Annotated in this window: 11 protein-coding genes; 9 read left to right on the forward strand and 2 right to left on the reverse strand. The window is 58.6% G+C overall.

Annotation, left to right across the window (positions count from 1 at the left end; all coding sequences use genetic code 11):
* Positions 1 to 11 precede the first annotated feature (11 nt).
* The 9 genes from cpaB (at position 12) to A15D_RS01520 (ending at position 8,894) form a co-directional block, all read left to right on the forward strand.
* Entirely contained in the window at positions 12 to 845 is an 834-nt protein-coding gene (gene cpaB, locus A15D_RS01480) for a Flp pilus assembly protein CpaB (protein WP_102790483.1), read from the forward strand.
* Positions 835 to 1,995 carry a type II and III secretion system protein family protein gene (locus A15D_RS01485; protein WP_022985738.1) on the forward strand — a complete coding sequence of 387 codons (1,161 nt, stop codon included), beginning with the start codon at positions 835 to 837 and terminating at the stop codon, positions 1,993 to 1,995. The genes cpaB and A15D_RS01485 overlap by 11 nt, the downstream gene beginning before the upstream one ends.
* A 4-nt stretch (positions 1,996 to 1,999) precedes the next feature.
* On the forward strand, positions 2,000 to 3,190 hold the full coding sequence (locus A15D_RS01490) for a hypothetical protein (protein ID WP_022985737.1): 1,191 nt from the start codon (positions 2,000 to 2,002) through the stop codon (positions 3,188 to 3,190).
* A gap of 27 nt (positions 3,191 to 3,217) precedes the next feature.
* A complete protein-coding gene (locus A15D_RS01495) occupies positions 3,218 to 4,378 on the forward strand; it encodes a CpaF family protein (RefSeq protein WP_022985736.1) in 1,161 nt (386 codons plus the stop codon).
* The gene (locus A15D_RS01500) at positions 4,375 to 5,295 is read left to right on the forward strand and encodes a type II secretion system F family protein (protein WP_022985735.1); all 921 of its coding nucleotides are present in this window, start codon (positions 4,375 to 4,377) and stop codon (positions 5,293 to 5,295) included. Before A15D_RS01495 ends, A15D_RS01500 begins: the two co-directional genes overlap by 4 nt.
* 151 nt (positions 5,296 to 5,446) lie before the next feature.
* Positions 5,447 to 6,163, forward strand: coding sequence for a type II secretion system F family protein (locus A15D_RS01505; protein ID WP_022985734.1), 717 nt, complete (start codon positions 5,447 to 5,449; stop codon positions 6,161 to 6,163).
* 25 nt (positions 6,164 to 6,188) lie between these two features.
* Positions 6,189 to 6,860 carry a hypothetical protein gene (locus tag A15D_RS01510; protein ID WP_022985733.1) on the forward strand — a complete coding sequence of 224 codons (672 nt, stop codon included), beginning with the start codon at positions 6,189 to 6,191 and terminating at the stop codon, positions 6,858 to 6,860.
* Positions 6,857 to 7,126, forward strand: a complete 270-nt coding sequence (locus A15D_RS01515; protein WP_102790484.1) for a hypothetical protein — start codon at positions 6,857 to 6,859, stop codon at positions 7,124 to 7,126. Before A15D_RS01510 ends, A15D_RS01515 begins: the two co-directional genes overlap by 4 nt.
* The gene (locus A15D_RS01520; protein ID WP_102790485.1) at positions 7,104 to 8,894 is read left to right on the forward strand and encodes a hypothetical protein; all 1,791 of its coding nucleotides are present in this window, start codon (positions 7,104 to 7,106) and stop codon (positions 8,892 to 8,894) included. The genes A15D_RS01515 and A15D_RS01520 overlap by 23 nt, the downstream gene beginning before the upstream one ends.
* Positions 8,895 to 8,970: 76 nt before the next feature.
* On the opposite strand, the gene A15D_RS01525 is transcribed toward A15D_RS01520, so the two are convergent.
* Both A15D_RS01525 and A15D_RS01530 read right to left on the reverse strand, forming a co-directional pair.
* Positions 8,971 to 10,158 (reverse strand): fatty acid desaturase, encoded by a 1,188-nt coding sequence (locus A15D_RS01525; RefSeq protein WP_022985730.1) that lies wholly within the window; start codon positions 10,156 to 10,158, stop codon positions 8,971 to 8,973.
* A gap of 178 nt (positions 10,159 to 10,336) precedes the next feature.
* Positions 10,337 to 12,322, reverse strand: coding sequence for a hydantoinase/oxoprolinase family protein (locus tag A15D_RS01530; protein WP_102790486.1), 1,986 nt, complete (start codon positions 12,320 to 12,322; stop codon positions 10,337 to 10,339).
* Positions 12,323 to 12,353: the final 31 nt, after the last annotated feature.

The following is a 12,353-nucleotide window of genomic DNA, read 5'->3' on the forward strand; positions in this document are numbered from 1 at the left end:
CCGGAGCGAACATGGGTTCTAGATTGTTGTACATGTTGCCCGCGCTGGTGGTTGCGCTGGTGGCTCTGATTCTCGCCCTCGCCGGGCTAAACCGCGACCCTGCTCCCTCTCTGGGGGTAGATCAGCAACGTGAGCGTGAAACTCAGCCCCAGGCGCCTGCCTATCGATATTGGGTCGTGACCGAAAGCCTGAACGTAGGCGACACCCTGGAGGAAGAATCGCTTGCGGTGGTGTCTTCCCCTGCCCCTATCGCCAATGTGCTGAATGCCGATGAAAAGGTTGTCGGCAAGGCCCTTCGCCAGTTTGCCCGCCCGGGTGAGCTGCTATCTCGCAATCATCTTGAACCGGGGGGGACGCTACCGGGCAACGTGCCTGCCGGGTTCCGTGCGGTAGCCGTGGCCGTTGATGATGTGGTGATGGCCGGTGGGCTGCTGCAGCCGGGCGATCTCGTGGATGTGGTTGTGGCGTTCCGCAAGGGCATGGAGCGCGATAACCCGGCCGCGATGGTGCTGCTCAACCATGTTCAGGTACTGGCGGTGAAAGGCGCGATGGCGGTAGCAGATACCGAGGCGGCCAGCGAGGCTCAGCGCCGCAATCACACTGTGGTACTCGCTGTGCCTGGGGAAAAGGTGCCGTCATTGTTGCTGGCAGCAGAAGAGGGTGTGCTGCGTCTGGCGGTGGTGGCCAGTGAAGACAAAGCCGTGGCCGACACGTCCAGGGCGGGCAAGCCGGTTTACTTCCGGGATCTGTTCCCGGCGGGCAAGAAGTCGGCTCCCAAGGCTGCCCCGGGGCAACGGGTAGAAGTTTACGAAGGATCGGATTCAAGGAGCACCTATGTACGTTAAAGCATGGAGTCGGGCGCTGGTGCTGCTGCTGGCGGGTTGTGTCAGTGTGGTGAGCTGGGCGGAGGGTTTCAGTGGCTCCATGCGGGTGGCCCCGGGAGACCAGAAAGTCCTGTCGTTCCCCGCGGCAGTGGCAAAAGTAGCTACATCTGATCCGGCGGTGGCCGCGTTAACGGTGACGGGCAGCCAGGAGTTATTGCTGACCGCCAAGGAAGAAGGTTCTGCTGTGCTGTCGATTTGGCTTCGTGGCGAAAGCAAGCCATTGCGCAGCACGGTTGTAGTGGCGACAACGCTGGGGTCGTCGTTGCCTTTCGGTACTCAGGTGCAAACTGATATCCGTGTGCTGGAAGTCAGTCGCTCTGAGTTGAACCAGATGGGTATCAGCTATAGCAATGTGTGGGATGGCGGGGCATCCGGTGCCGGGATTGCGGTACCGGGGGGCGGGTTCCAAACGCCCGGGGTGGCACCGGTGCCGATCAATTCAGAAGGCTTCAATCTGTTCAAGTTTGGTTCCAACTCAGTGGTGGCGATCAATGCGCTGGAAGCCGGCGGTTTTGCCTACACTCTGGCGGAGCCCTCACTCACCAGTCTGTCGGGCCAGAGCGCCAGTTTTCTCTCAGGCGGGGAGTTTCCGGTGCCAACGCGCAGTACCACAGACGGGGTGCAGATTGAGTTCAAGGAGTTCGGGATTGGCCTGAGCCTGACCCCCACGGTGATTGACGAATCGCAAATTATTCTCAAGGTCGCGCCGGAAGTGTCCGAGCTGGATTTTTCCGCCGGGGTGGAAACAGGCGGGGTCGCAGTGCCCGGGCTGCGGGTGCGGCGTGCCGAAACTACCGTTTCGCTGGCGCCCGGTGAAACCTTCATCATTAGTGGTTTGGTTAGCCGCAACACCATCAACAATAGCGACCGCCTGCCAGGCATTGGCAACATCCCGTTGCTGGGCGCCTTCTTCCGCTCCTCTCGCATTGAGAAGAATGACAAGGAGTTGGTGATGGTGGTAACGCCGCACCTGGTAACACCGCAGAACAGCACTGAGCCGCCGGTGACCTTGCCGGGAGCGGGCTATCACAACAGCAGCATGGGGTGGCTGGACATGGCCACAGAAAGTCGCCGCGGGTCGCAACCGATCCGTCATGGTCTGAGCTGGTGATGCCATGAGTGACCACGATATTGTTCTGTCCGTGGTGGATGACAACGGCCTGGAAACCTGGCTGGAGCGGGTGGTAGAAGAGCCGTTTCGTCTTGAGCAGGTGAGCCGGACAGACCTGACGCGTGTCTTGCGGTTATTGGAAGCGACCACGGCCCATGTGGTGATGGTGGAGATTTCCGAAGCCGATATGGACCAGTCGCTGGCCATCATTACCGCCCTGACCAGCGCCCGCCCCTGGGTGACGGTCATCACGGTATGCGGTCGTGCCAATCAGGACCTGCTGTTGCAGGCCATGCGCGCGGGTGCCCGGGATTGCTTTGTCGCAGGAAGCGATGCCTCTGATATCCGTGAGCGTTTGCGGCGACACCAGTTGCTGCGGGTTGGGCATTATGATGATCAGGTGCGTGCCACTCACAGCAACCTTGTGCTGGTCGCGTCTGCCAGCGATACCGTAGACACCCGTTTTCTGGCGCAAAATGTGGCGCTGGGCCTGAACCAGTTGTTTCCGGACCAGCGCTGTCTGGCCATCGACACGCAACCCAGTGGGCGCAGCATTTTTTATCTGGATATCCATAACGAGTACACCCTGGAGAACCTGCTCGCCAGTCCGGAGACCCTGGATGAAACCCTGATTGGTACTGCGTTGGAAGAGTATCGTCCGGGACTGCGACTGTTGGCTGGTGGCTTGCGCCGCGATGAGCTGGAAGGTGACCGCAGTGCGGATCTTTTCATCGCACTGAATCACCTGATGCAAATGTTTGATCGCATTGTCATCAACGTGGGTACCTTGCAAAGCCGCCATTGGGTGCGCGCGCTGGGCATTCATGCGCGTCACCTTTTGATTGCCATGCATCCACTGGTAGATCAGGCCCATGTGGTGCGCAGCCTGGGAAGCGAGTGGCGAGCGCACCTGGGCAAAGAAAGCCGTGTCAGTCTTGTCGTTGATGGCATTGATACACACGTGCCTCCATCGCTGGATGAGTTGGCCGAGACTGCAGGCATGCCGGTGCTGGCGGGGTTGCCTATGGATTGGCGTCACCGGTTGCTGGCGATGAATACCGGGTTGCCGGTACAGGAACAGGCGCCGCGTTGTCACTATGCGCGTTCGCTGCAGACGCTGGTGGGCAAATTGGAGCTAAGCCAGGATGAAGTGGTTGAACAGTCCTGGTGGCAGCGATTGCGGGGCAAGCGTTAACAGCGCGAGAGACGACAGGAGTCGGATGTGGCTGGGCGGATAGACGCAGAATACCAACAACTCAAGGACCGTACCCACCGCTGGGTTGTGGAGCGTCTGGACGAAGATGGTGTTGAGGTTAACGAAGCCAATAACGATGTGCTGGTTGAGTTTGTACGCAATGCGGTGGGGCAGCATATTGCCCTGAATCGGGTGCCGCTCTCGACTCAGGATCTCAACCAGCTGTCGCGAGACACTCTGGATGAAGTGATCGGCTTTGGCCCACTGGAACCATTGCTGGCTGATCCCAAAATCAACGATATTCTGGTGAACGGTCCTGATAGTGTGTTTATTGAGGTGGCCGGAGTTCTTCAAAAAGCGCCAGTAAGGTTTATCAACGATGATCATGTGATTCGAGTCATTCGCCGCATGCTTGCTCCCCTGGGGCGGCGTCTGGATGAGTCCAGTCCGATGGTGGATGCCCGGCTTCCTGATGGCTCCCGGGTCAATGCCATCATTCCGCCGCTGGCTCTTGATGGCCCGAGTATCAGTATTCGCAAATTTACCCGAAATCATCTTAGTGCTGATGCTTTGATCGAGAGTGGTTCGCTGACACAAGCTTGCCTGGACACCTTGATCAAAGCGGTAGAGTCACGTCGAAATATCATTGTCAGTGGTGGTACCGGTACCGGTAAAACCACCATGTTGAATCTGATCAGCCAGCATATCCCCCGGGAAGAACGGATCCTGACGATTGAGGATTCGGCAGAACTGGTGCTGCACCATCCCCATGTGGTGCGACTGGAGACCCGGCCAGCCAACACCGAGGGCAAGGGACGCATCAGTGCCCGTGAGTTGGTAGTAAATGCCTTACGGATGCGCCCGGACCGGATTATCCTGGGCGAGGTGCGCTCCAGCGAAATCATTGAGCTGTTACAGGCCATGAACACCGGTCACGAAGGCTCCATGAGTACGATCCATTCAAACAGTACCCGGGATGCGTTGGTGCGAATAGAAACCTTGCTGGCGGTGAGTGGCTATGACGCCAGTGAGCAGGCCATTTCGCGACTGATTGGTTCGGCACTGGATGTCATTATCCAGTTGCAGCGCTTGCCCGATGGCCGGCGTCGGGTCAGTGAGGTAGTTGCTCTCACTCCCACCGAGCAGGACCCCTATCATCTGGATTACCTGTACCGGAGCGACCCATGAGTGCGGTGCAGCTGCTAGGTATGGCACAGACGCTTGGCATTATTGCTGTGCTGACGGTGCTGGTGCAGTTGCTGTGGTTCCGACGCAGGCATACCCATCTTTTGAAAAACCGGGTTCGTCAGCGTCTGGAGCAACGTTCGGAGTTGGTATCCGAAGTGGTGCCCGGCCGGGTCGCTGTTGGGCCTTTGGAAAGAATTTTGCTGCGTGCCGATATTCGGCTTGGGCGTGGCCAACTCGGTCTCTTGGGTGTGCTGGTTTTTTTTGTCCTTGTAACAGTGGTTGTCAGTTCCGGCTGGATTCCCGCTGTTGCGGTTTTCGCGTTGATGCTCGCCAGTGCATGGCTTTATTGGCGCTACCGTTTTCAGCAGCAACGTCGCATGATTTTTGAATCGTTGCCCGGAATTATGGATTCGGTGTTGCGTTACATGGACGCAGGACGATCTCTGGAGGCATCTTTGCAAGAAGCTTTCCAGGATGCTCCCCCAGTGTTCACGCCGCTAACGTTCCGTTTGCGAAGCGCCATTGAATCGGGGCGTGACTTCACAAGGCTGTTTGATGATTTTGCTCGTCTCTATCAAGTCGCTTCTCTAGTGCTCGTTTCGATCGCGTTGCGCACTTCTGCCCGGTTTGGCTCATCCGTACGCCCTGTTCTGCAGCAGGTTGCCAACTCACTCCGTTCCCAACAGGAATTACGACGGGAGTTCCTTGCATCAACCGCGGAGACCCGGTTTACCGCGGGTGCCTTCACGCTTTTGCCTCTTGGTATGGCGGTCTACATGATGCTGATCAATGAGAAATATGCAGAAGTGCTACTGAATACGTCTACCGGGCATAACATGCTCATTGTCGCCGGCGTGCTTCAAACTCTGGGTGTAATAGTGATCTGGCGGATGGTGCAGGGGGTGGGTCGTGAATGATGTCTTGCCAGCCCTTGCCTTGCTGCTATCGGTCGTTGCGTTGTGGTTGTTGTTTAAAGGGCGCCACTGGGAGCTTCAAAGTCGCGTTAACCAGCGCTTGCAGGAACAGAGTAATACAGGGACACGGTCCGGGACCGAAGCGCGAAGAGGTATGCGCAGGCTCAGTGATCTGCTTGCCCAGTCATCGATTACCGCCAGTGATTACCAAGAGATTCGCATGGCGCTGGTCGGGATGGGAAAAACCCGTGAACAGATTCCGCTGATCTATCTGGTGGCCTGCTGGTTACTGCCAGTACTGGTTTCGCTGGTGAGTTTTCTGGTGTTTGGCATGGTGGGTGGCGTCATTGGATCCGCGTTGGCTTTTGTTGTGCCTCGCCGACTAATTCGCAGCATGGGTGAGCAGTCTGAGCTACGGCAAAACCTGGAAGCGGTTGAGCTGTGCCACATGACGCGCATGCTGATGGAAGCTGGCCTCTCCCTTGAGCGGGTGATGCGCATTGTTGGCGTTCAGGGACGTCCTTTGCTACCGGTGTTGATTCATCGCATCGATAGATTCAATCGTTTGATGCAGTCTGGCGCGGAACGCAGCCAGGCCCTGGATGAACTTGGTCAAAACAAGCGTATTCCGGTGCTGCGCAGCTATGTGGTGCTGATGAAACAGAGTAGCCAGCTTGGCGCCGGTGTCTCTGTGAGCCTGGACCAGATTATTGTAGAAGCTCAGAGCGTGGAGCGTAATCGTATCCGCGAGGAAACCAATCGCATTGGCGCGAAAATGACGGTTGTGATGATGGCGTTCATGTTGCCGGCGCTATTTATTTTAATTGGCGGGCCTGCGGTAATGTCTATCGCAGATGCCCTGACACGATAGGGATCAAATGGGTAGGGAGTCGATGATGCGAATCTGGGTGTACGCAGCGGTGGTGATGCTGGCGGGATGTGCTCATCAGCAGCCCGAACAGTCAGCGTCGGAGACGCTGGATCTGAATAACATCGTTTGCAAAAGTGCCCTGCAGCCAGAGCAGAAAGTGGATCTGGAAATGGTCGACACCCTGATGGCCAAGGGCCGCAATCACGCTGCTCTTGCACGGCTTGAAGGCAAGCCGATGAATGCACTGGACCATTGGCTGCGCTATGGGCAGTTGTTGGCGGCATCAGGCAAGCTGGATGAGTCCGAAGCCGTATTTCGTGCCATGGTAAACCGCTGTGGAGATGGGCGTAGTGAGCATGGTCTTGGGATGGTGCTGCTGAAACGCAATCAGGTGGTTGCGTCGTTGGGGCATCTTGAAAAAGCCAGAAATCTGGCGCCGGCTGCCGCTCAGGTCAGAAACGACTATGGTTATGCCCTGTTACTGGTGGGGCGCTATGAGGATGCGGCCTTTGAGTTGCGCACCGCATTGGAGTTAGCCAACGGTCAGGGACCGGTACGTCAGAATGTGGCGGTGGCATACCTTTTGACCGACAATGAAAAAGGCCTGCAAACGCTGAAATCCGAATATGGGTTTACGGCGGATGAAATGGCCTATGCCGAGAAACTGCGTGAGCAGTTCGGGAGGGTATTGAAATGAAGCGTTGGTTGTTATGCCTGTGTCTTCCTGCCAGTGTGATGGCTGCGGAGCCTCAGCAACAATACAGCTTTGGTGTATCTGATCAGGTGGTCAGCAACCCACCAAAGACCGTGACCGACTGGTTGCTGGATCAACAGCGGGACTCCCGCCAGGTGGAAGAAAGCGAGCTGCCGGCACCCCTTTATGTCGATAGCCAGCGTCGTCTGGCGGACTCCTTCCGTACGGCAATTCCGGAAAGCTTCGGTGAACAGACCCGGGACGACTAAATTTCAGCGCGGTGCGATCAGTGTGGTCACGCCGCTACTGTTGCTACTTATCGTCACCCTTTCGGTGTTGGCGCTGGATGGCGCTCGTCTCTATGCCCTGCGCAGTGACATGCAGGCTCTGGTCAATGTTGCGGCCCAGGCGGGCGCCTCAGCGACCCAGAGCTGCGGAGGGTTGACGCCTTCTGTCGCCACTGTGAGGCAACGGGCTCTGACCGCAGCTCGGGCCCAGGGTTTCACGGGTGAGGATGCTGACTTGTTAGTTCAGGTTGGCGTGCTAGAGGATGCGGATGATGACGGCGTTCTTGCGTTCGATGCGGTTAACTTTATAGAAGAAAGTAACGCTGTTCTGGTGTCTCTCACGCGAAGCGAGCCGATTTCCTTGCTGTTGCCGCAGTCGACGTTCGGTTCTCTGGACTTGACGGTGAATGCGGCGGCCAGAAAGGAAGTTGTTGCAACGATTAGCGCAGCCGGTGGGCTGGCGAGTGTAGGCGGGGATGGCACGTTACTGGGGGGGCTGCTGGGTGCCGTGTTGGGGCAGCCCGGGTTCGCATTGGATCCTACCAGTTTGAGCAGCCTTGAAAACGCTACCGTTCGACTCGGAGATTTGCTAACCGATCTCGGGGTTAATCAGGTTGTAGATTTGTTGCCTCTGGATGCGGATCAGCTAGCCTCTGCGTTGGGGGATGTTGCGGGTTTGGCCGGGCCGGTTGCTGACCTTCTTGATGATATTGCTGCCGCACCGGGTATCGAAACCATACAGATCGGCGATGTGATAGACGTTGTCGAAAATGCGTCCGTACCGGATGACAGTGAGTTTCCGATATACGATCTGGTAATCAGTCTGGTGTTGAATATCGCCGAGCAGCAACAGGCAGGATCAGATGGTGTGATCGCCTTGCCCGTGAATATCAGCAGCCTTTCCATTCCGCTGGTGGCCAACATTGAGGCTGTGGATTTATCCCTTCATGTAGGTGAGCCCCCTACAGTGAAAATCGGCCCTGCCCGGCAAGACAAGGATGGAAACTGGCGGACACGATTTTATGCCCCCGATATTACCTTGCAGTTGACCGCAGAAGCGGAACTTCTGCCAATCAGCCTGGGCCCTCTATTGGAGTTTTCTCTTGCTGAACTGGATGTGCCGCTGGCGGTGAATGCAGGCGGCGGCGGAGGCGCCTTGGTGGCTGCGGATTGTGCCAGTGGGTCAGGCAACAGTGTTGAGTTTACGGTCGAGGTTGAACGGGAGGTAGCCCGTATTGTCACTGGCTCCCTGGACTCTGACGGTAGTCTGATCGCGGCTCCTCTCGATGCCAATGTGGGGCGTTTACGTTTATTGGGGCTGCCAGCGCTTAATGGCATTCTGCACCTCAATGCCGAAGTGGACGGAACCGTACCGGGGGTCACGGAGACCGTTACGATGGATCCCCGGTATAACCTCTATTGTGATCCTGTGGACGGTTGTGACGAGATTGGCTACAGCGATGAAGGGGACGGTGTCTCAGGGCTTGATCTGGATATTGTGATTAATGAAGCGTCACTGCTGGAAACCAGCCTGGGCAGTTTGAACCTGAATCTGCTGCTTAACCCGATTGTGGATCTGGTAGAAGGGTTACTGGAAACGGTGGTGGAGAGCCTCGGTGAGGCGTTGATTAACCCCTTGCTGAGGACTCTGGGGGTTGGATTGGGCAGTATTTCGGTGAATGTGTCAGCTGCCAGCCAGGATTCTGTCCAGCTGATAGAAAATATCGCGGTGGTGGGTGCAGAGGAATAGTGGTTGAATCTGCTTTCGAGACTCACGAAAAATAAAAAAACGGCCGCTGAAAGCGGCCGGTTTGGCCGTTTTGATATCAGGCGGTGGCGTGCCGGTAACGGGTCAGCTGGTCGGCAAAGTCCTGCAAGGCAGCGATGCCGGATTCGCGGGCATCGTGATACCACTGCTCCAGCGCTTCCACCATTTCGGTGGAGTTACGGCTGGTCTGGGACCAGATGTCCTGCAGACGCAGACGGAACTGGTAGATCGCGTGCAGGGTCTCGTTGCTGTCGGTGAGGCTGGCCAGTCGTTGCTGCTGAGTCGGTTTGATCAGGGATACATCACGGTGCAACAGCGCATGGGCGCGAGCGTAGAGTCCACGTGTGGCTTCACAGGCACGCTCGCGCTCCTGTTTGAAAACCGGTGCAATCACAGACTTGCGGTAGTTGGCCATCACCTGAAAACGGTGTTGCATCACCCCGCGCAGGGCGTCCAGGTCGATACTTTTGGCGTCACGGTCGATGACCGGCTTGGGCGCCACCTTTTTCACTTTGGCCAGCTTCAGTATTTCAAACAGGCGAATCCAGGCCCAGCCCGCATCGAACTCGAAGCGGCGAACGGACAGCTTGGCCGAGTTCGGGTAGGTGTGGTGGTTGTTGTGCAGCTCTTCACCGCCAATCAGGATGCCCCACGGAGAAATGTTGCGGCTGGCGTCGGCGCATTCGAAATTGCGGTAACCCCAGAAGTGGCCAATGCCATTGATGACGCCGGCCGCGAATACCGGGATCCACATCATCTGTACGGCCCAAACGGTGATGCCGGACACGCCGAACAGGGCCAGGTCGATCACTGCCATCAGGGCAATGCCGCCCATGGGAAAGCGGGAGTAGACGTTGCGCTCCAGCCAGTCGTCCGGGCAGCCAGCGCCGTATTTGGCCAGGGTTTCCTGGTTTTCGGCTTCTTCGCGGTACAGTTCGGCACCTTCACGCAGTACCTTCTTGATGCCTTTCACCTGCGGGCTGTGCGGGTCGTCTTCGGTCTCGCACTTGGCGTGGTGTTTGCGGTGGATCGCGGTCCACTCGAGGGTATTCTGGCCGGTGCTCAGCCACAGCCACAGGCGAAAGAAGTGCTTCAGGGCCGGGTGCAGGTCCAGGGCACGGTGGGCGGAGTAGCGGTGCAGGTAGACCGTGACGCTGACAATGGTCACGTGGGTCATGGCGAGGGTCACCAGGACCAGCTCTCCGAGGCTCAGGCCCAGCAGGCCGTTTTGAATGAAATCAAGCATGGGGTCGCACAATAAAGAATCGGAGTGGCTATTGTGCCCAGTCGCCATGACGGGAAGAAGACGCAGGATGGGTCAAATTCGGACTTTCTGGCCAATGGTTGACCGTGGGGATAGGCGGTGGGGCTGCAGAGCGTTACCTGAACCGCCATCCTGATCGCGCAGAAAGGCCGGAGGTCGCTCAACCATGGGATGCCCCGCGTTCCAGCAACAGGTGCCCCAGCGCGTCGACAGTGGCCTGCCAGCCTGGTGCAAGCCAGGTGGTGCCGACAGCTTCGGCAATCAGGGCCGGGCCTTCAAGGCGCTGGCCGGCACCCAGCGATTCCCGCTGGAAGAGGGCGACGGGAGTATCGATACCGGGCAGTTGGGCGTGCCCGGACGGTTTACCTGCCTCGGCGGTGAGCGCGGGGCTGTCTGGCGTCTGGCTGTTGGCCAGCACCTGCACACGCAGGTTCACCTGCTGAACGGGGAGGCCGAGGCGATGCCCAAAGCGTTGCTCGTGGGCTGCATGAAAGGCGCTCTCCCGCTCGGCAGGGTCATCCCGCCAAATGACCTGCAGCACGGAAGATTGGCCCCGGTAGCACATCTCCACAAAGGTCTGGAATTGCAGATCCAGCGCGTCAACGCCCTCGGCCTGCAGTTCCTGGCTGCCCTGTTCCTCGAGCTGCTGGCGAAGAGCCAGAAGCTGGGCCTCACTGGCGTTATCAGCCAGGGCTTGCAGCAGTTCGCGCTTGCGGGGTGCGTAAACCAGCCCTTCCGCGGACAGCACGCCAGCACGTTGCGGCACGATGGCACGGCGCATACCCAGGTTGTCAGCCAGGGCGCACACATGCAGCCCCCCGGCACCACCAAAGCTCATCAGGGCAAAATCTGCCGGGTCATGCCCCTTCTGGATGGAGATCACCCGCAGGGCCTGGGTCATGTGCTCATTGGCCAGGGCCAGAACGCCCTCGGCGGTTTCCTGCACACTCAGCCCCAGCGCCTTGCCAAGCCGGGCCATGGCGGCGTTGGCCGCGGCCACGTCCAATTGCAGGGAGCCGCCAAGCGCAAAGGCTGGTTGCAGGCGGCCCAATACCACATTGGCATCCGTCACGGTGACCTGGGTGCCGCCCTGTCCGTAGCAGGCCGGCCCCGGGGAGGCGCCCGCGGATTGCGGGCCCACGTGCAGCAGGCCTGCCTCATCCACGTAGGCCAGCGAGCCGCCCCCGGCACCAATGGTATGCATGTCGACCATGGGCACGGCCACCGGGTAGGGGCCGATGCGCCCCTGCTGGGTGAGACGAATGGCGCCATCGAGCAGGGCCACGTCCGTTGAGGTGCCGCCCATATCGAAAGTCATCAGGTTCGGTTGTTGCAGTTGCTCGCCCAGTCGGTGGGCGGCGGCCAATCCCCCGGCCGGGCCGGAGAGCAGCAGGTTAACGGCCTGTGCGGCAGCCTGCTCGGAGGCAATGGTGCCGCCGTGGGATTGCATGATCGCCAGTGGGGCTGGGCGCGTCGCCTGCTGCAGGCGTTGCAGGTAATCGGCCACTTTGGGCGACAGCCACGCATTCAGCCAGGTGGCCAGACCGCGTTCATATTCGCCGCGAGTGGCGACAATCTCATGGGAAGTACTGACACTGAGCCCGGCGTCGCGCAGGGCCTCGGCCAGTTGCTGCTCGTGTTCTCCCTGCAGATAGGCAAACAACAGGCAAATGGCCACCGACTGCGGATCATGCTGTTTTATCCGGGTGACCAGATCGGCAATCTCGTCGCTGGAGAGCGGCTGAAGTTCGTTGCCCCGGGCGTCCAGCCGTGCGTTGATGCCTTCAACGGGCAAGTCGGTCAGGGCAGAGGCGGCAGGCGTGGGAGTCAGGTTATACAGCTCGGCCCGATTCTGGCGGCCGATGCGCAGGATGTCTTCGATACCACTGTTGGTGACAAAAACGGTGCGCGCGCCTTTACCTTCCAATGCTGCATTGGTGGCCACCGTGGTGCCATGAACAATGGCCAGTTCGCCGGTGGCCATGGCCGCCCCCATGCCCAGTGCCTCGATTCCCTGCAAGATCGCGCGCTCCGGTGCGTCCGGTGTGGACAACACCTTGTGAATGCGTGGCTCCCCATCGCCGAGCAACACAAAATCCGTAAAGGTTCCGCCGGTATCGACACCGAGCCAGTATGAGAGAGGCATAAAAGTGAACAGTGAATAGTTAACAGTGAAC

The organism is Alcanivorax sp. MD8A (assembly GCF_002888555.1).
GTDB lineage: Bacteria > Pseudomonadota > Gammaproteobacteria > Pseudomonadales > Alcanivoracaceae > Alcanivorax.

Bases quoted from the DNA above. Each gene is read 5' to 3' on its own strand.
- cpaB (WP_102790483.1), top strand. From the start codon at position 12: ATGGGTTCTAGATTGTTGTACATGTTGCCCGCGCTGGTGGTTGCGCTG.
- A15D_RS01485 (WP_022985738.1), top strand. From the start codon at position 835: ATGTACGTTAAAGCATGGAGTCGGGCGCTGGTGCTGCTGCTGGCGGGT.
- A15D_RS01490 (WP_022985737.1), top strand. From the start codon at position 2,000: ATGAGTGACCACGATATTGTTCTGTCCGTGGTGGATGACAACGGCCTG.
- A15D_RS01500 (WP_022985735.1), top strand. From the start codon at position 4,375: ATGAGTGCGGTGCAGCTGCTAGGTATGGCACAGACGCTTGGCATTATT.
- A15D_RS01505 (WP_022985734.1), top strand. From the start codon at position 5,447: ATGCGCAGGCTCAGTGATCTGCTTGCCCAGTCATCGATTACCGCCAGT.
- A15D_RS01510 (WP_022985733.1), top strand. From the start codon at position 6,189: ATGCGAATCTGGGTGTACGCAGCGGTGGTGATGCTGGCGGGATGTGCT.
- A15D_RS01515 (WP_102790484.1), top strand. From the start codon at position 6,857: ATGAAGCGTTGGTTGTTATGCCTGTGTCTTCCTGCCAGTGTGATGGCT.
- A15D_RS01525 (WP_022985730.1), bottom strand. From the start codon at position 10,158: ATGCTTGATTTCATTCAAAACGGCCTGCTGGGCCTGAGCCTCGGAGAG.
- A15D_RS01530 (WP_102790486.1), bottom strand. From the start codon at position 12,322: ATGCCTCTCTCATACTGGCTCGGTGTCGATACCGGCGGAACCTTTACG.